This window comes from Caulobacter sp. GW821-FHT09B08, assembly GCF_059418225.1.
Genome location: NZ_JBWKPL010000011.1, coordinates 32,178 through 51,387, shown reverse-complemented (window position 1 = coordinate 51,387; position 19,210 = coordinate 32,178). Strand labels below are relative to the sequence as shown.

Annotated in this window: 17 protein-coding genes; 7 read left to right on the top strand and 10 right to left on the bottom strand. The window is 69.1% G+C overall.

What is annotated here, in order from left to right:
• Positions 1–7: 7 nt before the first annotated feature.
• A complete protein-coding gene (gene pdeM, locus AC07OA_RS23565) occupies positions 8–712 on the top strand; it encodes a ligase-associated DNA damage response endonuclease PdeM (RefSeq protein ID WP_494666325.1) in 705 nt (234 codons plus the stop codon).
• Between the two features lie 59 nt (positions 713–771).
• Positions 772–1,242, top strand: a complete 471-nt coding sequence (locus AC07OA_RS23560; protein ID WP_494666264.1) for a hypothetical protein — start codon at positions 772–774, stop codon at positions 1,240–1,242.
• Positions 1,243–1,245: 3 nt separating this feature from the next.
• Here AC07OA_RS23560 and AC07OA_RS23555 read toward each other — a convergent pair whose 3' ends face one another.
• A complete protein-coding gene (locus AC07OA_RS23555; RefSeq protein WP_494666263.1) occupies positions 1,246–1,725 on the bottom strand; it encodes a DUF3429 domain-containing protein in 480 nt (159 codons plus the stop codon).
• Between the two features lie 198 nt (positions 1,726–1,923).
• Positions 1,924–4,929 (bottom strand): SEL1-like repeat protein, encoded by a 3,006-nt coding sequence (locus AC07OA_RS23550; RefSeq protein WP_494666262.1) that lies wholly within the window; start codon positions 4,927–4,929, stop codon positions 1,924–1,926.
• A gap of 213 nt (positions 4,930–5,142) precedes the next feature.
• Here AC07OA_RS23550 and AC07OA_RS23545 point away from each other — a divergent pair, with 213 nt between their 5' ends.
• Positions 5,143–5,355: a hypothetical protein gene (locus tag AC07OA_RS23545; protein ID WP_494666261.1), complete on the top strand. Its 213-nt coding sequence runs from the start codon at positions 5,143–5,145 to the stop codon at positions 5,353–5,355.
• Here the strand turns inward: AC07OA_RS23545 and AC07OA_RS23540 are convergent.
• Positions 5,315–6,988 carry a phosphatidylglycerol lysyltransferase domain-containing protein gene (locus tag AC07OA_RS23540; protein WP_494666260.1) on the bottom strand — a complete coding sequence of 558 codons (1,674 nt, stop codon included), beginning with the start codon at positions 6,986–6,988 and terminating at the stop codon, positions 5,315–5,317. The two genes, AC07OA_RS23545 and AC07OA_RS23540, sit on opposite strands and share 41 nt — an antisense overlap.
• 189 nt (positions 6,989–7,177) lie before the next feature.
• Here AC07OA_RS23540 and AC07OA_RS23535 point away from each other — a divergent pair, with 189 nt between their 5' ends.
• On the top strand, positions 7,178–8,398 hold the full coding sequence (locus AC07OA_RS23535) for an acyl-CoA dehydrogenase family protein (protein ID WP_494666259.1): 1,221 nt from the start codon (positions 7,178–7,180) through the stop codon (positions 8,396–8,398).
• Positions 8,399–8,419: 21 nt separating this feature from the next.
• On the opposite strand, the gene AC07OA_RS23530 is transcribed toward AC07OA_RS23535, so the two are convergent.
• Positions 8,420–8,761: a hypothetical protein gene (locus tag AC07OA_RS23530; protein ID WP_494666258.1), complete on the bottom strand. Its 342-nt coding sequence runs from the start codon at positions 8,759–8,761 to the stop codon at positions 8,420–8,422.
• Positions 8,762–8,844: 83 nt separating this feature from the next.
• On the opposite strand from AC07OA_RS23530, the gene AC07OA_RS23525 reads away from it, so the two are divergent.
• A complete protein-coding gene (locus tag AC07OA_RS23525; RefSeq protein WP_494666257.1) occupies positions 8,845–9,456 on the top strand; it encodes a 2-hydroxychromene-2-carboxylate isomerase in 612 nt (203 codons plus the stop codon).
• Position 9,457: 1 nt separating this feature from the next.
• Positions 9,458–10,591, top strand: a complete 1,134-nt coding sequence (locus tag AC07OA_RS23520) for an acyl-CoA dehydrogenase family protein (RefSeq protein WP_494666256.1) — start codon at positions 9,458–9,460, stop codon at positions 10,589–10,591.
• On the opposite strand, the gene AC07OA_RS23515 is transcribed toward AC07OA_RS23520, so the two are convergent.
• On the bottom strand, positions 10,588–11,745 hold the full coding sequence (locus tag AC07OA_RS23515) for an OpgC family protein (protein ID WP_494666255.1): 1,158 nt from the start codon (positions 11,743–11,745) through the stop codon (positions 10,588–10,590). The genes AC07OA_RS23520 and AC07OA_RS23515 overlap by 4 nt on opposite strands.
• 401 nt (positions 11,746–12,146) lie before the next feature.
• Between AC07OA_RS23515 and AC07OA_RS23510 the strand changes: the two genes are divergently transcribed.
• Entirely contained in the window at positions 12,147–12,842 is a 696-nt protein-coding gene (locus AC07OA_RS23510) for a Crp/Fnr family transcriptional regulator (RefSeq protein ID WP_494666254.1), read from the top strand.
• 15 nt (positions 12,843–12,857) lie between these two features.
• On the opposite strand, the gene pyk is transcribed toward AC07OA_RS23510, so the two are convergent.
• From pyk to pgl, 5 genes are all read right to left on the bottom strand, one after another.
• Positions 12,858–14,288, bottom strand: coding sequence for a pyruvate kinase (gene pyk / locus AC07OA_RS23505; protein WP_494666253.1), 1,431 nt, complete (start codon positions 14,286–14,288; stop codon positions 12,858–12,860).
• A gap of 224 nt (positions 14,289–14,512) precedes the next feature.
• Entirely contained in the window at positions 14,513–15,568 is a 1,056-nt protein-coding gene (locus tag AC07OA_RS23500; RefSeq protein WP_494666252.1) for a LacI family DNA-binding transcriptional regulator, read from the bottom strand.
• A gap of 130 nt (positions 15,569–15,698) precedes the next feature.
• The gene (gene glk, locus AC07OA_RS23495) at positions 15,699–16,688 is read right to left on the bottom strand and encodes a glucokinase (protein ID WP_494666251.1); all 990 of its coding nucleotides are present in this window, start codon (positions 16,686–16,688) and stop codon (positions 15,699–15,701) included.
• Positions 16,689–16,700: 12 nt separating this feature from the next.
• Complete coding sequence (gene edd / locus AC07OA_RS23490) at positions 16,701–18,512, bottom strand: phosphogluconate dehydratase (protein WP_494666250.1); 1,812 nt, start codon at positions 18,510–18,512, stop codon at positions 16,701–16,703.
• A 4-nt stretch (positions 18,513–18,516) separates the two neighbouring features.
• Entirely contained in the window at positions 18,517–19,209 is a 693-nt protein-coding gene (gene pgl / locus AC07OA_RS23485) for a 6-phosphogluconolactonase (protein WP_494666249.1), read from the bottom strand.
• Position 19,210 lies beyond the last annotated feature (1 nt).

The window sequence follows — 19,210 nt, the reverse complement described above, 5'->3', positions numbered from 1 at the left end:
GACGAGCCTGGCGTTCCAGACCAACGACTGCGGCGGCCTGCGGGTCGAGATCGCGAGAACGAGCGCGGTGCTGCGCCACTCCGGCGCCCTGTGGCTGGAGGCCGAGCGGACCCTGGTGGTGGCCGACCTGCACTTCGAAAAGGGCTCCAGCTACGCCGCGCGGTTCGGCCAGATGCTGCCTCCCTACGACACCCGCGAGACCCTGGACCGGCTGGAGCGTGAACTGACGGCCCTGTCGCCGGCCACCCTGATCTTCCTGGGCGACAGCTTCCACGACGGCGCGGGCGAGGATCGCCTGCCCGCCGACGACCACGCCCGCATCGCTGCCCTGGCCCTGGGCCGCACCCTGGTCTGGGCCGTGGGCAACCACGACGCCGACGGTCCGCGCGCCCTGCCCGGCGACGTCGTGGACGAGGCGGCTCTGGCGGGCCTGACCTTCCGCCACGAGCCCCTGCCTGGCGCCCAGCCCGGGGAGGTGGCCGGCCACCTGCACCCCGCGGCCAAGATCACCAGCGGCCGGGCCACGACCCGGCGTCGCTGCTTCGTCACCGATGGCGCCCGCCTGGTCCTGCCTGCCTTCGGGGCCTTCACCGGCGGTTTGAACGTGCTGGACCCGGCCTTCGCCCCGCTGTTCGGCGGCCCCGCCCTGGCGGCGGCCCTGGGGCCTCGGCGCGTGCACGCGGTGGGGTGGAAGTCGCTGCGGCCGGACTGAAACGGATCACAGGTCGCGTCCGGGCGTTCTGCTCCCGGGACGATCCGAGGAGACCTGTCATGCGACCGATAGTGATCGGCGCGATCATCGCCGTGTCGGCGGCGTCGCTGGCCCTGGCCGAGGAGCCGGTGCGCACCGTGGCCAAGCTCGACGCCAAGGATCCGAAATACGACAGCGAGCCGTGCAAGGCCGCGCGCGCCAAGGCCATCGACTACAAGGAACCCGGCGGCCTGATGACCAAGGCCATCGGCATGGGGGGCAACGCCGTCGTGCCGTTCGCCGGCACGGTGGCCAACGCCGCCCTGGGCATGAAGGCCAACGGCAAGGAGGACAAACTGAGCAAGGAGGTGGCCGCCGCCTGCGTGTCCGACCCGCTGAACGAGGAGACGCCGCTGATCAACGCGCCGGCGATCGAGCGGAAGGTGGTGGTGTCGACCCCGCCGCCGGTGATCGCGGCGGCGCCGGCGGCCACGGAAGCTGCGACTGGTACGGTCGTGGAGTCGTCGGCGACGGTGGCGACGACGCAGTAGCGTCTAGAGGTGCAGGGCTTGCTCGAGGGCGAAGGCCAGCGAGATGGCCGCGCCCGAGGTCAGGAGGGTGCGCAGGCGCGGACGCCAGGCGGGGCCCTCGTGGTTGGTCACATCCCACAGCCATTGCAGGATGAAGACCAGAAGGAAGCCTGAAAGCTGCCAGGCCGGCTCGAACTTCAGGCCGCCCAGCAGTAGGCCGAAGCCGGCCAGGGGGAACAGCAGCGACAGGCCCAGGGTGATCCAGCGCGGGCTGGGTCGTTCGATCTCCAGGCCGCAACGCACCCCGCCCAGATACGACATGATGGCGGTGGAATAGGCCAGCAGGCTGATCAGCGCGACCTGGCGCATGTCGATCGGGCCGTAGCAGAACAACGCTGAGCAGATGACGAAGGGAACCAGAGTGGCCAGGCCGCAGACCCATACGGCCGGTGGGACCGGCACACGGTCGTGCGTGTGATCGGCTGCTGCTGCTTCGAACGCCATCTCTACTCCCTTCGGACACGGGCTCCGGCACGTGTCCTATCCCCCCGGAAGGGACCGACTATTACCGAGGACTGGCCATAGGTCCACGGATGATCTTTGACCACAGGACACGACCTTGGGATGCGGGATCGGCGACAAAATCGCGCGGATTCCCACCTGGCGTTGCAAATTTCGAAATAGTCGAGCTTGGGCCGAGACTTAGCGGGCGAAGGCTGACAGGCGGCTCAGGGTCTCGCCGTCCAGAGAACCCGAGGTCGAGAGGCTCTGGTCGCGCTGGTAGGCGGCGATGGCCATGCGCAGGGCCGGCGAAGAGACGCCGTCCTGGGGACCTTGGTAATAGCCGAGCTTCGACAGGGCGCGCTGGGCGGTGGCGAGGCCGGCGCTGGGGGCGGCGGCGCTCAGGGCGGCGGTCTGGACCGGCGCGGCCGAGGCCTGCGAGCGGAAGCCGCTGGCCGAACGCTCGGCGATCCGCTGGCCCTCGGGGGTCAGCTGGGGCCGCAGGGCGGTGGCGCGGGCGCGGGCGGTGCCGTCGCCGTTACGGGCGGCGATCAGGTACCACTTGTAGGACTCGGCGACGTTCTGATCGACGCCGCGGCCGAATTCGTAGAGCTGGGCCAGGTTGAACTGGCTGTCGACCAGGCCCAGGTCGGCGGCGCGCCGGAACCAGCTGGCGGCCTTGGTCGAGTTCCGCTCGCCGCCGTCGCCCTTGTAGTAGTAGAGGGCCAGGTTGTGCATGGCGCCCGGCTCGCCGGCATTGGCGGCGCGCTCGGTCCAGCGGCGGGCCTCGACGAGGTCCTTCTTCGTACCGCCCTCGCCCGCCTCATACAGCTTGGCCAGGTAGAACTGGGCGCGCGGCAGGCCCAGATTGGCGGACTTGCGCAGGGCTTCCAGACCAGTGCGGTCCTTGGCCTCGATGCGGCGCACGCCCTCGTCATACAGGGCCTGGGCGTTCTCGGACGGCGGCGGGGGCGCGGCCTCGACCGGCGCGGCGTCGAGGGTCGGCTGGGTGGTCAGGACGGCGGCGCGGGCGCCGACGGGGCTGGTGTCGACCTCGGCCGAGCGGATTTCGCCGGTGGCCTTGTTGGCCGTGCCTTCGGCCACGCGCTCGGGCAGCGGGCCCTTGCCTTGGGCCATGCTCATGATGACGCCGGCCGAGGCCACGCCCATGCAGGCGGCGGTGGCCGAGACCATCAGGGCGGTCTTCATCGCGCCCTTCTTGGCCTTCTTCTCGGAACCCTTGGCGCCGAAGCCGGCGAACAGCGAAGTCCCGCCCTTCTTGACGGCCTTGGGCTGCTTTTCCTTGCCCTTGGCATCGCCGGTCGTGGCGGCCGCACGGGCGGCGGCGCGGGCCTGCTCGATCACTTCGCGCGTCGACAGCGGACGCGACGGCGCGACGGGCTCCTCGGTGGCTGAGAACTCCGAGGTGGTGAACTCAGGCGCGGCGAAGTCGCTGTCGTAGTCGGGCTCCGGCTCGAACGCCGATTCCGGCTCGGGAGCGCCGACGAAGCCGTCTGCCGCCTCGAAGTCTTCCTCGCCGAACTCGGGCGCGGCCGGTTCGCTGGCCGGGAAGGCCGGGGCGTCGAACGCCTGGTCTTCGTAGGCGACGGGCGGCGGCGCGGTGCGGGCCGGCGTCGAAGCCGAAGGCGCGGGCGGCGGAATAAAGGCGGCCGGCTGGTTGAAGACGTCCTCGGGGACGGCCTCGCCACCGAACGAATAGCGGTCGCCGTCGAACGGCGACGGGGCGGGACGCGCGGCCGGCGGCGGCGGAGCGGCGGCCTGTTCGGCCAGCTTGCGCTGAGCCTCGCCCAGACGGGCGTCGATCTTCTCGCGCGCCTCTTCGAGCATGCGCGCAGTGCGCTCCTCGCTCTGGCGGATGCGGTCGACCAGTTCTTGCGAGCTGCGCTCGTGACGTTGGTTCAGGCGGTCGGTGACGCGGCTCACCTGGTCGCCGACGTCGTCGATGGCCAGGGCGTTGCGGCGCTCGGCGTTGCTGATGCGCTCGGCCAGCTTCTCGGTGATGCGGGCGATCTCGGTGCCCAGCTTCTCCAGGGCCTGGGCCTGGACGCTGTCGGCGCGGTTCAGCTTCTGGTCGATGCTGGCGGCCACCTGCTCCAGAGCGGCGGCGTTGCGGGCTTCAGAGGTCTGGACGCGGCGGTTCAGGGCGTCGGCCATGCCGACGACCTCGCGGCCCATGCGCTCGATGGCCTGGGCCGAACGTTGCTCGGCGGCCTGCACGTGGGCGGTCATCTCGCCCAGCTTGCGCTCCATGCGGTCGAAGCGGCCGTCGGCGCTCTCGCGCAGCTTGGCGGCCATTTCCAGGCGCGCGGCTTCCATGCGCTGGGTCAGGCCGTTGGACAGCTCGTCCAGGCGCTTCTGCACGCCCTCGCCGGGATTGCTGGTCTCGACGGTGCGCAAGCGGCCGTCCAGGGCGGTGAACGAGGTCGTCAGGGCCTGCAGGGCCTCGGCGGTGCGGGTCTCGGCGGCTTCGAGGCGCTGACCCAAACGGGCCACGACCTCTTCGACCAGGGCCGACGGATCGCCGGCTCCGGCGCCGGCTTGATTGTCCAGGCGCTCTTCCAGGTGGGCGATGGTCTCGCGGGTGCGGGCCTCGCCCTCGTAGAGATGGCCGGCGACCTTGCCGAGCGCGCCTTCCAGGGCGCGCAGGGCCTCGGCCGAACGCGGACCAGCGGCTTCGGCCTCGATGCGGCGCAGGCGCTCGGCGGCGCGGACCTGGTCGGTCTTGACCTCGTCGACCGCGCCTTCGAAACGGGCGGCCACGGCGATCTGCTCGCGCTCGGCGGCGGCCAGGCGCTGCAAGGCGCCGCGCACGGACTCGTCGATGCCGGAGATGGCCTGGGCCGAGCGCTTCTCGGCCGCCTCGATGCGGTCGGTCAGGCGGTCCAGGGCGATGGCGACGCGGCCCACCTCGTCGGCGGGATGCTCCTGCGCCTCGATGCGCGAGGGCGCGCCGCCGCGGGCGGTCTCGAAATAGGCGGTGGCGCCGGCGCGGTCATTGTTGACCGCCAGGGAGGGACGGCTGGGCTCGCCGAAGGCTTCCAAGGACGCGGGGTCAACCTCGCCCTCGATGATCATGCGATTGAGCCACTCGCCGAGCGTCATGCCGGAGCGACGCGCGAGGTCTTTCGCGACCTCCCGTGCCTTGGGGTCTATCCCCTTAACGCTCCATGGCGCTGCGGCCGTCATCCGAATCGTTCCCTATGCACCTGGGAACCAACGCTAGTCACCGATTCCTAGCGTGTAAACGCGACCAAAACCGCTACATATAGCGATGGTCAAGATTAACTGTGGATGGTTAACAGGCACACCTTCCTAACGTGTGTACCTAAGATTCGGCTCCTTGTGGTTAACGCTCGTTAACGATTTGCAAGGCCGATTGTCGCAGTCCATGAGAGGCCCATGGACCTTACGACCACCCTCGCCGTCGCTGTCGCCGCCCTGCTGTTTTCCGTGTTCTGCGGCTGGCGCGGCGCGCGTCCGATCAATGTTTTAAAGGGTCCGCGCATGATCCCGTGGCGGCCGCTGATGGTGGCCGGCGCCGTGGTGACCCTCTTGATGGCGGCCCATGTCCTCAATCTGCTGGGGCTGAAGACGGGCGACCCGCGCTACTAGGTCGCGGCCGTTTCGTCAGGCCGGAGACGCCGCCAGACGAGAGCAGACCGATATCTGCAAGCAGAAAGGGTATGGCCCACTTGTGCGGCGCGGCAATGTAGCGCGGCTGCCAGACCGGATCGTACTTGTCCTTGTACCGCCGAACGCCCTGGAAATTGTAGATCTCCTCGCCGCGCTCATAGAGCAGACGCCCCACCCGCGACATGATCGGGGCCAGGGGGCGATCCTCCAGGCCGGCTAGGGGCGCGACGCCGAACTCGAACGCCTGGTAGCCCTGCTCCTTGCCCCAGCCCAGCAGCTCGACGAACAGGTAGTCCATCACGTTCTTGGGCGCGTCGTCGGAATAGCGCATCAGATCCATCGAGAACGAGACCTTGCCCGCCGTGGTCCACAGGGTGGCGAAGGCGACGATCCGGCCCTCGACCCGCACCAGGGCCACCGGGAACTCGGCCACGTAGCGCTCCTCGAAGCCGCCCATGGAGAAGCCCTTCTCGCCGCCGGCATGGTGGCCCAGCCAGGCGTCGGAGATGCGCTTGAGGTCGTCCATCACCGTGTGGACCTGGTCGGCGGGGATCACCTCGAAGTTCGCCCCGCCCTCCCCGGCCTTGCGCCAGTTGCGGCGCAGGACCTCGCGGCGGCGGCCGGCCAGCGAAAACGCCTCCAGCGGCACCGCGGCGCTCTCGCCGGTCTTCTGGATGGCCAGCCCCAGGTCCACGCTGTCGGGCAGGTCGGCGGGACCCAAGGCATAGAAGCCGGCGCGGGCGGCATGGGCGTCGGCCAGTTCGCGGAACCGCCAGAACAGCTCCATGCGCTCGTCCTCACGCCCGACCGGCGGACCCATGGCGATCCACGAGCGGCCGCGCACGCCGAACATCAGGAAGCTCTCGCCCGAGGCCGAGAACAGGAAGCGCTTGTCGCCCAGCAGGGCCAGGTTCGAGGGCGGCTCGGCGGCCTCGGCCTTGGCCAGGATGGCGCGCACCCGGTCGAAGTCGGGATCGGTGTCGTCGACGACCGGCGGGGTGGCCGGGGTGGCGATCAGGCGCCAGACGCCGATGGCCATCAGGGTGATGGCGGCGGCGGCCGACGAGCGGATGGCCCGTGCCACGTCCTTGTCGCCGATCATCTTCATCACCGACTGGTCGGCATATTCGGTGTGGCGGAACGTCCACCAGCCGCACAGCGCCACCCCGCCCAGGGCGGCGGCGGCCGACAGCAGCCAGCCGGGGGTGATCTCCATCCGGAACAGCGCCGCCTTGCGGGGGAAGGCCTCGTGGAACGGCAGGATGGCCAGCATGATGGCCGTCAGGATCAGCGTCTCTTCCCAGTTCAGCCCCTTGAACAGGGCCAGGATCGCGCCGCCGGCCAGGGCGAACAGCGCCGCCCACCAGGCCGCGTCCAGGCGCGAGCGCAGGCCGAAGGCCAGCAGCACCAGGATCAGGCCGATGATCGAGGAGATGAAGTGGCTGATCTCGATCAGCGGTCCGGGGGCGACCGCCACCCAGATCGCGAAGCGGGTCGGCTCGGACGGCGTCGCGCCCGAGGCCAGCAGCAGAATCCCCGCGCCGGCCGCCATGATCGCCGCCACGGTCGGGGCGATCGCGAGAAACGCAGGCCTCAGTTGTGGCGCGGACATCAGGACCCCTGATCGGCGAATCCCGGCGGGACACGTCATCGAGACTCTCTATAGCGCGGCTCGCGCCGGATGGTCGCCCATCGCGTGACGAACGGATGTTTGAATCGACTTGCCCCCGACGCGTCATGGCGTAGTCTGCCCGCCGACGACGCGAGGAAAGCGTCGCGAACGAGACAAGGGAGAACGGCCATGGCGGATTTCGGCGGCGGCGAACTGGATGCGTTTCGCGCCGAGACGCGGGCCTGGCTGGAGGCCAACTATCCCGCCTCGCTGAACGCCCCGATGACCGAGGACGACGCGCCCTGGGGCGGCAAGAAGTTCGTCTGGAAGAACCCCGACGCCAAGCTGTGGCTGGACCGCATGGCCGAGCGCGGCTGGACCGCGCCGATGTGGCCCAAGGAATACGGCGGCGGCGGCCTGTCCAAGGCCCAGAACAAGGTGCTGGAGCAGGAGTTGCGCCGCATCAAAGCCCGCCCCGCCCTGATGAGCTTCGGCGTCTGGATGCTGGGCCCGGTGCTGCTGGAATACGCCACCGAGGAGCAGAAGAAGCGCTTCCTGCCGGAGATCGTGCGCGGCGAGACCCGCTGGTGCCAGGGCTACAGCGAGCCGGGCGCAGGCTCGGACCTGGCCGCCCTGCAGACCAAGTGCGAGGACATTAAAGATCCCATTGGGGGCGATCACTGGCTGATCAACGGCCAGAAGGTGTGGACCAGCTATGCCGACCAGGCCGACTGGATCTTCTGCCTTGTGCGCACCGACACTACCAAGAAGCACGAGGGCATCTCGTTCGTGCTGTTCGACATGACCTCGCCCGGCGTCGAGGCCCGGCCGATCAAGCTGATCAGCGGCTCCTCGCCGTTCTGCGAGACCTTCTTCGACAATGTGAAGGTTCCCAAGGAACAGCTGGTGGGCAAGGTCAACGGCGGCTGGGACATCGCCAAGCGCCTGCTCCAGTACGAGCGCCAGAACATCAGCGCCTCGGGCTTCGGGGGCGGCGGCGGGCTGGACGTGGCCGAATCCGCCAAGAAGGAGATCGGGGTCGATGCGTCGGGCAAGCTGGCCGACGGCGACCTGCGGGCCCGGATCAGTCATCACCGCATGGACGCCCACGCCTTCATGCTGACCGTGCGCCGCGCCGAGGCGGAGTCCAAGCAGGGCTCGGGCCCCAGCGCCGCCGTCTCGATCATCAAGTACGCCGCCGCCAAGATGAACCAGGACCGCACCGAACTCCTGGTCGAGGCCCTGGGCCTGCAGGGCCTGGGCTGGGAAGGCGAAGGCTTCACCAAGGACGAGCTGGCCGCGCCGCGCGCCATGCTGCGCGCCAAGGGCAATTCGATCGAGGGCGGCACCAGCGAGGTGAACCTCAACGTCGTCGCCAAGCGCGTCCTGGGCCTGTTGGACCACCAGTAGAAGATGGCCCGGCCTCGGCAATCACTGTTTCGGCGTGGCCGGTTCTGGCAGCGGCGGCTGGTCTTTCAGCTGCAAGCGGGTCGGATAGACACGCCAGCCTTCTGGCCTGCGCACATAGTTTTGCGTGCGTGGCGCGAAGGCCTCGCGCCGATCGTAGCGCCAAAGAAAGGTGCAGGTCACGACATCCTCCGCCGGCGGCTGGCATCTGATGGCCCGAACCGCAGGACGGAAACGTCCACTAGGATGGTCGCGCAAGGCGTCCAGCAACGCTTGATGGTCATAGACCTCGGCGTCCAGCACCTGACTGGCGGTCGGCGCGGCGGCTTGGACCGCCAGACCCACGATGACCATGGTCAGAAACATCGGGATGGGCCCTCTCGACGGGGAACGCTGCGCTTGAGCCAGGGATATGCGACGGACGCGGATCTCGCCAGGGGTGTCGCTGGATGATCGAGTTCTGGTACGACTTCGCCTCGACCTACTCCTACCCCGCCGCCATGCGCGTGGAGGCGATGGCCGAGCGCGCGGGCGTGGCGGTGGCGTGGCGGCCGTTCCTGCTGGGGCCACTGTTCCACGACCAGCAGGGGCTGAACGACAGCCCGTTCAACACCTTCCCGGTGAAGGGCGACTACATGTGGCGCGACCTGCAACGGGTGTGCGACGGCGAGGGCCTGGCCCTGGTCCATCCCAGCCAGTTTCCGCGCAACAGCCTGCTGGCCGCCCGCGTGGCGACCGTCGGACTGGAGGACGGCTGGACGCCCGCCTTCAGCCGCGCGGTCTACCAGGCCAATTTCGTCGACGACCAGGACATCTCCAAGGCCGAGGTGCTGGCGCCGCTGATCGCCTCGGTGGGGGCCGGTCCGGACGCGGTCCTGGCCGCCGCCGCGAGCGACACCATCAAGACCCGCCTGAAGGACCACGTCCGCCAGGCCCAGGAGCGCGGCCTGTTCGGCGCGCCCTCTTTCGTCACCGCCGACGGCGAGCTCTTCTGGGGCAATGACCGTCTCGAACAGGCCCTGGAATGGGCCGTCCGTCATCAAAATCTGGAGCAAGCCTGACATGGCCGTCCTGACCGAAGAACAGACCATGCTGCGCGACGCCGCCAAAGGCTGGACGCAGGACAGCGCCCCCGTCGGCGCCCTGCGCAAGCTGCGCGACGGCGGCTCCAAGCAGAGCTTCGACCCGGCCGCCTGGAGCGAGATGGGCGCCATGGGCTGGGCCGGGGTGATCGTGCCCGAGGACTTCGACGGCTCGGCCTTCGGCTATCTGGGCCTGGGCCTGATCCTGGAGGAGACCGGCCGCAACCTGGTGGCCTCGCCCCTGCTTTCCACCGCCCTGGTCTCGGCCAGCGCCCTGGTGCTGGGCGGCTCGGACGCCCAGAAGGCCGCCTGGCTGCCGAAGATCGCCGCCGGCGAGATCGTCGCCGCCCTGGCCGTGGACGAAGGCTCGCACCACGCGCCGACCAATATCCGCCTCGAGGGCGGCCAGAGCGGCAGCGGCTTCAAACTGAACGGCGCCAAGACCTTCGTCATCGACGGCGACGCCGCCGACCTGCTGATCGTCGCCGCCCGCACCTCGGGCGTCGCGGGCGACAGCGACGGGATCACCCTGTTCCTGGTCCCCGCCGACGCCCAGGGCGTGACCCGCACCCACCTGGCCCTGGCCGACAGCCGGGGCGCGGCCCAGATCGTCTTCAACGACGTCGAGGTCGGCGCCGACGCGGTGCTGGGCGAGGTCGGCAAGGGCTGGTCGATCCTGGAGCCGGTGCTGGACCGCGCCTATGCGGGCCTGGCCGCCGAGATGCTGGGCAGCGCCACCGCCGCCTTCGAGATCACGCTCGACTACATCAAGACCCGCACGCAGTTCGGCCAGGTGATCGGCACGTTCCAGGCCCTGCAGCATCGCGCCGCCAAGCTGTTCACGGACCTGGAGACCACCCGCTCCTGCGTCGAGGCCGCCCTCGAAGCCGCTGACGCCGGCGGCGACACCCGCCTGCTGGCCTCGCTGGCCAAGGCCAAGGCGTCGGAGGTGCTGCACCTGGCCTCCAACGAGATGGTCCAGATGCACGGCGGCATCGGCATGACCGACGCCCACGACGCGGGCCTCTACATGAAGCGCGCCCGCGTGGCCGAGGCCCTGTTCGGCTCGGCCTCGTTCCATCGCGACCGCTACGCGACCCTGTCGGGCTTCTAGGCCGCGCTCTTCACCGGGACCGGGGCGGCGGACAGCCGCTCCGGCGGCAGGCGCAGTGGCCAGCGCCGCCGCTCGGTGATCAGACCCATGATCATCAGGCCCAGCAGGATGACGCTGAACTCGAACCCGATCGCGATCGGAGAGGTCCGGCCCGCCGCGCGCTCGACCAGATTGAGCACCTCGTTGGCCAGCAGGGCGTAGATCGCGCCGAAGGTGAAGACCGGCAGCGAGCGGCGTCCCAGCCGCGCCAGGAAAGCGTTGCGCCCCGCCTTGTGGATCAGCCGCAGCACCGGCGCGTCCGAATAGGCCGTAAAGATGTAGACCAGCGCCAGGACGTGCAGCAGGCGCAGGGGCGACTCGTAGGTCTTGCTGGAGCCCAGCCAGAAATGCTGGTCCCGCGCGACCGACCAGGCCTGGCCCGCCGGCCAATGGGGCAGCACGTACAGCAGGACGAAATAGCTCAGCACCATCGCCACGGCCGCCCCCAGGAGATAGGGCGAGCGCGGCATCCGCACGCCTTGGGCCATGCCCGCGCCCAGGGCCACGCCGCAGGTGAAGATCAGGGTCCAGGGCAAGATGGTCATGGTCAGCGACACGCCGGTGAGGCTGTCCCGGGCCACCAGGTGGAAATGTCCGGACACGGCCCAAATCACCACCGCCGGCGGCAGCGCCCACCACCACCGCTTCGACGCCAGCCAGAGGAACACCGGCGCCATCAGCATCAGGGCGATGTAAAGCCTAAGCACCATCGAATAGCCGACCGACTGCCGAAGCGTCAGGACATGCCAGGCCAAGGTGGCGGGATGCTCGTGGGCGATGGTCTTGAGAAACAGCGCGTCCAGCATGGTCTCGGAACCGACCAGCCGCGCCAGGACCAGCAGACCCAGCAGGGACGCGGCGATGATCCCAAGATTGTATTTGTAGAGCTTTCCGGCCCGCTTCCATAGCGTTGCGCAGGCGGCGCGGAAGTTCAGTCTTCCATAGGCTAGATAGGTGGATACCCCCGCCAGGAAGACGAAGATCTCGGCGCTGTCAGAAAAACCGAAGTTCGATGGCGAGACCTGATGGATAAAGCCCGACGTCATATGGTTGACGAATATGTTCGCCAGGCAGAACCCACGGATCAGGTCTATCGAATTGAGGCGCTTTCGCATCGATTTACCAAGGGCCGAGACGCGGTTCTCGCCTCGGAATTTACAGCCTCAGGGTAATTTTCGGTAAAGATCGCGACGTTCCGTCGCACCCAAGGTTGCACAGACAGCGCCCCTTCGAGGCCGCGCCGAACCGCGTTCGACACGAAAATCGAAGTGTCCAAGCCCCCTCGCCCGCGCCTCTCAAAGATATCGCCCCGGCACGGGATACCGCCGACCGCCTCACTTGGCCCCGGGAACTTTAATGTCGACCCGCCGACATAATGAAAAGTTTTCGACAGCCAGAAACGCCCAAGATTGCAATATGTCGACTACTCGACAGCGCACCGCGTTCTTCCAACCTATAGCTTGCAACCCTTGCCGCATAAGCGGCGAGCGAATCGCTCGACAGGGCTGCCGCACCTTTGAAAAATCGTCTGCTCGCCGCCTTGCCCCCCGAGGATTTCGCGCTCCTGTCGGCGCACATCTCGCAGCAGGAGCTCGAGAAGGGCCGTCACCTGTACGAGCCCGGCGATCCGGTCGACGTCGTCTACTTCCCGCACGACTGCGTCATCTCGCTGATGACGCTGATGGAGAACGGCGCGGCGATCGAGTCCGCGCCGGTCGGGCGCGAGGGCGCGCTGGGCCTGATGGCCGCCGTGGCGCCGCGCCAGTCGCTGGTGCGCGCCATCGTCCAGGCGCCGGGAACGGCGACGCGGATCAGCGCCACGGCCCTGCACGACGCCTGGCTGCGCAGCGCCACCCTGCGCGGCCTCGTCGATCGTCACAACGAGGCCCTGTTCGGTCACGCGATCCAGTCGGTGGCCTGCAACGCCCTGCACGGGGTGGAGGCGCGCTTCTGCCGCTGGCTGCTGTCGTGCCGCGATCGCATCGACAGCGACACCATCAACCTGACCCAGGAATTCCTGGCCGACATGCTGGGCGTCCAGCGCACCACGGTCACGGCCGTGGCCGGCGCCCTGCAGGCCAAGGGGATCATCCGCTATCGCCGCGGCGTGGTCGATATCCTGGACCGCGCGGGGCTCGAGGCCCTGACCTGCGAATGCTACGCCGCCGTCCGGCGCGGCTACGAGCGTCTGCTTCCACTTCCGTTCGGGTAAGCGGAAGCCCCTTCCCTACCGCTTGCGCGTCGGGAACGGCGCGTGAGCCAGGCGCAGCAGGTTGGCCGCGCCGGGGGCGCCGAACGGGGTGCCCGCCACGATCAGCACGCGCTCGCCTGGACCGACCAGCCCCAGCTCGCCGGCCTTGGCGACGGCGTCGGTGGTGACCACCTCCAGGCTGTCGGGCTGGGCCGAGACCCGCGCCTCCACGCCCCAGACCAGGCACATGCGGCGCACGGCATCGATGCGCGGCGACAGGGCCAGCACGGGCTGCAGCGGCCGCTCGCGCGACAGGCGGCGGGCGGTGGCGCCGGTGGTGGTGAAGGCCACCAGGCACTTGGTCGAACCGGCCTTGGCAGCCTGGGCCGCGGCCACCACCAAGACGTCGGCGTCCTCGTCGTCGTGCGGCTGCTCGGCCTGCATCAGTTCGGGCCAGCGCGGATCGCGCTCCACTCGCTCGATGATGCGGCTCATCATGGCCACCGACTCTTCGGGATAGTCGCCGGCCGCGCTCTCGGCCGACAGCATCACCGCGTCGGCGCCCTCGTAGACGGCGTTGGCCACGTCGGAGGCCTCGGCGCGGGTGGGGGTCGGCGAGCTGGTCATGGACTCCAGCATCTGGGTGGCGACGATCACCGGGATGCCGCGCTCGCGGGCGGCGCGCAGGATGACCTTCTGGGCCACCGGCACCTCCTCGGGCGCCATCTCGACGCCGAGGTCGCCGCGGGCCACCATGACGCCGTCGCAGAGGTCGAGGATCGGACCCAGCACCTCCAGGGCCTGGGGCTTTTCGATCTTGGCCAGGACGGCCGCACGACCCTCGACGATGCGGCGCAGTTCCGCCATGTCCTCGGGCGCCTGGACGAACGACAGGGCGATCCAGTCCACGCCCAGGCGCAGGGCGAAGGCCAGGTCTTCGCGGTCCTTCGGCGTCAGGGGCGACATCGGGATCACGACGTCCGGCACGGCCACGCCCTTGCGCTCCGACAGCTTGCCGCCGTTGACCACCTTGGTGTTGGCGTAGCCGGGGCCCGCGTCGGTGACGGTCATGCGCAGCTTACCGTCGTCCAGCAGCAGCGTCGCGCCGGGGCGCATGGCCACCAGGATCTCGGGATGCGGCAGGTAGACCCGGGTCTCGTCGCCCGGGGTCGGATCGCTGTCGAAGCGGAAGGCCTGGCCGGCCTTCAGCGTCACCGGACCGTCGGCGAACTTGCCCACGCGCAGCTTGGGACCCTGCAGGTCGGCCAGGATGCCCAGCGGGCGTCCGACCGTCTTCTCCGCCGCGCGGATGGCGTTGTACGAGGCCTGGTGCACCTCGTGGCTGCCGTGGCTGAAGTTCAGGCGGAAGACGTCCGCCCCGGCCTTGGCCAGGGTGACGATCATCTCCGGCGAACTGCTGGCCGGGCCGATGGTGGCGACGATGCGGGAGCGGCGCGCGCGGATCATGAACCTGCTCCGGAGAGGCTGGAAAATGCTGCAATGCGGCAAGGAATGCCGCAAAGCGGAAAGGATTTGCTTTGGGCGAACGTCATTCTCGAATTTCGCACCTGACAACGTTGTCTAGCGGTGGGAGGCCGGATTCGCCACCGCTGACTTAGCGTCAACTTGAAAGCCTTTCCACCGCGAAAGGAAAAATGACACCGGTGGGCGCGCCCTACGGGACGCCCGACCTAAACGCCTGGAACGGATTCCGGTCGCGGGAGGGAGACGATACCGATCGGCCCGGTGGACTCGCGCACCACCAGTTGGAAGTCGAGCAGACGCGAGGGGGGCGTATCGCCCTCCCCGACCTTGGCGCCGTCCAGCAGCAGGTCGGCCGCGGCCGCCGCCATGGCCTGGATCGGCTGGCGCACGGTGGTCAGCTGCGGCCACACCACCTTGGCGCCGGGCGTGTCGTCGAAGCCGGCCACCGACAGGGTCTGAGGCACTTCCAGGCGCAGGCGATTGGCCACCGCCATCACGCCCAGGGCCATGTCGTCGTTGGACGCGAAGATCGCCGTGGGGCGATCGGCGCGGGCCAGCAGCCGCTCGGCCGCCTCGAAACCCGAGCGGAACGAGAACCAGCCCTGCTCCACATGGTCCTCGCGCACGGCGTGACCGTGGTCCTTCATGGCCTGAGCATAGCCCTCGTAGCGCAGGTGCGAGGCGCCGTGGTCGGGGTGGCCCTTGATGAAGCCGATGTCGGTGTGGCCCAGGCCGATCAGGTGGGCGGTCATCTCGTAGGCGGCGCGTGTGTCGTCCATGCGCACATGGGCCGAGCGGTCCAGGTCCTGGTCGGGCGACAGACGCACATAGGGCACGCCCTCGGCTTCCAGAACGTCCAGCACCGCGACGTTGTCGCAGACCGGCGGGGTCAGGATCACCCCGTCCATCCGCAGGGTGGCCAGCATCGGCTGGACCTGGGCGGCGACGTCGCCCTCGGAGTCCAGCGGCTCGACGATCAGGTGGTAGCCCTCTTCCCGGCAGCGGGCGATGGCGCCCAGCTGCACGTCGGTGACATAGGCGGGGCTGGGGTTGTCGAAGAAGACGCCGATCAGATAGGCCTTCGACCCGGCTAGGCTGCGGGCCGAGATGTTAGGCCGATAGTTCAGGGCCGCCACGGCTTCCTGCACCTTGGTGCGGGTGTCGCTCTTGACGTTCGGCTCGCGGTTCAGCACCCGCGACACGGTCTTGATCGATACGCCCGACATGCGGGCGACCTCGTGGATCGTAACCTTGGAACTCAAGACGGCCTCGCGAAGCGTCGGAAAATCGACAAGCGACGCAATAGAGCCATGACAACCTTGTCAAGGCGAGCCCACTTTTGCGCGTGGCGCTCGCCCCGAGGCGGCCGGAGCTTCGGAAAGCCTTGTAGTCCTAGGAAATCGCCGCGCGACCGTCCGGCGTCATCGCCACGGCGGCGCCGATCAGGGCCGTGTGGGGGTTCATCACCACGTGGGTGGGGATGGCCTTGGTGTAGTCGCTGAGGCGGCCCTTGGATTCGAATCGGCTGCGGAACTCGCCCTGCTCCAGCAGGTCGATGATCCGGGGCGCGATGCCGCCGGCGATGAACACCCCGCCCCGCGCGCCCAGGGCCATGGCCAGGTCGCCGGCCGCCGAGCCGAGGATGGCGCAGAAGCGGTCGATCGTGACCTTGCAGCAGCCGTCGCCGGCCACGCCGTGCTCGGTGATCTGCTTGGCGGTCAGTTCCTCGGCCGGACGGCCTTCGATCTCGGCCAGCGCCACGTGCAGGTCTTCCATGCCAGGACCCGACAGGATGCGCTCGATCGAGCAGCGGCCGTACTTCTTGGCCAGAATGCGCAGGATCTCGATCTCGGTGTCGTCGAACGGCGCGAAGGCGATATGGCCGCCTTCGGTGGTCAGCGGGGTCTCGACGCCGTGCCGGCGCACCATGCCCGCCGCACCGAAGCCCGTGCCGGGGCCGATGATCGCCAGGTCGCCCTCGCCCGAGGTCTGCAGCGGACCGATCTGGCGCAGGTCCTTGGGCGCCAGACGCGGCGCGGCCAGGGCCTGGGCGGTGAAGTCGTTGATCAGCTTGGCCGAGCGGAAGCCGCCAGCCCGGCGCAGGCTGTCCTCCGACAGCTTCCAGTCGCTGTTGGTGAAGTGCACGGCGCCGTGCTCGATCGGGCCGGCCACGGCCACCACCGCCTGGTCGGGGTGCTTGAGGCCCATCTTGCTCAGATAGGCCTCGATGGCGTCCTCGGCCTGACCGTAGTCCTCGCCCTTGTACGAGGTCGGCTCGATCAGTTGGGGATCGGACCCGTCGAAATCGACCAGGGCGAACCGCGCGTTGGTTCCGCCGATGTCGCCGACCAGGCCAAGCCCGATGGAGTTCAAGCCGCTCATTTCCATCACTTCCTAAGCAAACAGCACCGAGGCGCCGTGGTCGGACGCGCCGACTCCCGCACGCATCAGACCGAAGAGTTCCCGTCCGAAGCCCGGCTTGGACGCCGGGACTTGTGCCGGCGTGCGGGCGCGCAGGGTCGCCTCGTCCACCAGGATTTTCAGTTCGCCCGTCTGGGCGTTCAAGGAGATGACGTCGCCGTCCTGGACATAGGCCAGCGGGCCGCCCTTGGCCGCCTCCGGCGTCAGGTGGATGGCCGCCGGCGTCTTGCCCGAGGCGCCGGACATCCGGCCGTCGGTGACCAGGGCCACCTTGTGGCCGCGATCCAGCAGCACCGAGATCGACGGCGACAGGTTGTGCAGTTCGGGCATGCCGTTGGCCGACGGGCCCTGGAAGCGCACCACCACCACGACGTCACGATCCAGCTCGCCGCGCTTGAAGGCGGCGATGAAATCTTCCTGTTCCTGGAACACCGCGGCCGGGGCCGTGATGACCTGGTGCTCGGGCTTCACGGCCGAGATCTTGATCACGCCGCGACCCAGGTTGCCGGTCAGCAGGCGCAGGCCGCCTTCCTGGCTGAAGGGGCTCGAAGCCGGGCGCAGGATGTCCAGGTTCAGCGACTCGTCGGCGCCTTCGCGCCAGGCCAGCTCGCCATCGACCAGGATCGGCTCCTGAGTGTAGCGCGACAGGCCGTGGCCGACGACGGTCAGCACGTCCTCGTGCGCCAGGCCCGCCTTCAGCAGTTCCTTGACCACGAAGTGGATGCCGCCGGCGGCGTGGAACTGGTTCACGTCGGCCGAGCCGTTCGGATAGACCTTGGCCAGCAGCGGGGTGGCCTTGGAAATGTCGTCCAGGTCTTCCAGGGTCAGGATGATGCCGGCCGCGTGGGCCATGGCCACGATGTGCAGGGCCAGGTTGGTCGAACCGCCGGTGGCCATCAGGCCGACCACGCCGTTGACCACGGCCTTCTCGTCGATCATCCGCCCGACCGGGATCCAGTCGTTGCCCTTGTGGGTGATGGCGGCCACGCGCTTGGCGGCTTCCTTGACCAGGGCCGTGCGCAGCGGGGTGTTGGGATGCACGAAGGCCGAGCCCGGCAGGTGCAGGCCCATCAGCTCCATCAGCATCTGGTTGGTGTTGGCCGTGCCGTAGAAGGTGCAGGTGCCCGGGCCGTGATAGCTGGCGCTCTCGGCGGCCAGCAGTTCCTCGCGGCCGACCTTGCCCTCGGCGTAGAGGGCGCGGATGCGGGCCTTTTCCGAATTGGGCAGGCCCGAGGTCATCGGGCCCGCCGGCACGAACATCGCCGGCAGGTGGCTGAAGGTCAGGGCGCCGATCACCAGGCCCGGCACGATCTTGTCGCAGACGCCCAGATAGAGCGCGCCGTCGAAGGCGTCGTGAGTCAGGGCGATGCCCGTGGCCATGGCGATCACGTCGCGCGAGAACAGCGACAGCTCCATGCCCGGACGGCCCTGGGTGACGCCGTCGCACATGGCGGGCACGCCGCCGGCGAACTGGGCCGTGGCCCCGACCTCGCGCGCGGCTTCCTTGATGATCGCCGGATACTCTTCCAACGGCTGGTGGGCCGACAGCATGTCGTTATAGGCCGAGACGATGCCCAGGTTGGGGGCGTTCGGGTCGAGCGCGCGGACCTTGTCGACCGCCGGCGAGGCGGCGAAGGCGTGGGCCCAGTTGGCGCAGGAAAGCTTGGCGCGGCCCGGCTGGGCGGCTGCGGCGGCGTCCAGATTGGCCAGATAGGCCGAGCGCGTGTCGCGGCTGCGTTCGACGATCCGGGCGGTGACCTCGGCGATGACAGGGTTCAAGGCCATAAGGCTACTCCGCCCACAGGATGCGGACCGGGGCGCGGTCCTGGTTCAGGATGGCCGCGACGGGCAGGCTCGGATCGACCGGACCTTCCAGCAGGGCCTTCTTCGCCGCGCCGGTGACCAGCAGGACGATCAGCGACGATTGAATCAACGCCTGGAAGGTCAGGCTGATCCGGGGCAGGTCCGGGGCCGGCTGGCCCGGCGGCACGGCGATCACCGTGCGTGGGCTGGCGGGGTCCAAGCCCTCGGCCAGCTTAGGATTGCCCGGGAACAGCGAGGCGAAGTGGCCGTCCGGACCCACGCCCAGCACCACCACGCCGAACGGCAGGGCCTGGGCGACGCCCGGCTCGGCCTTGGCCGCGACTTCGTCCTGGCCCACGCCCTCGAAATAGAGCGGCGCGAACGTCGCCTTCGCAGCTCCGCCGACCAGCAGGTGACGACGGACCAAGCCCTCGTTGCTGCTGGGATCGGTCGGCGGCACGAACCGCTCGTCGGTCAGGGTGACCACGACCCTGTCCCAGGGCACGGTCATGGTCGCCAGGCGGTCGTAGACCGGGGCCGGGGTGGAGCCGCCGGTCGCCGCGAAGCCGGCCTGGCCGCGCTTGGCCACGCCGTCGATCAGGGCCGAAGCCAGCACCGAGGCGGCGGCGTCGTAGAGCGCCTCGCGCGTCGGGAAGGCTTCGATCTTGGGGAGGGTCATG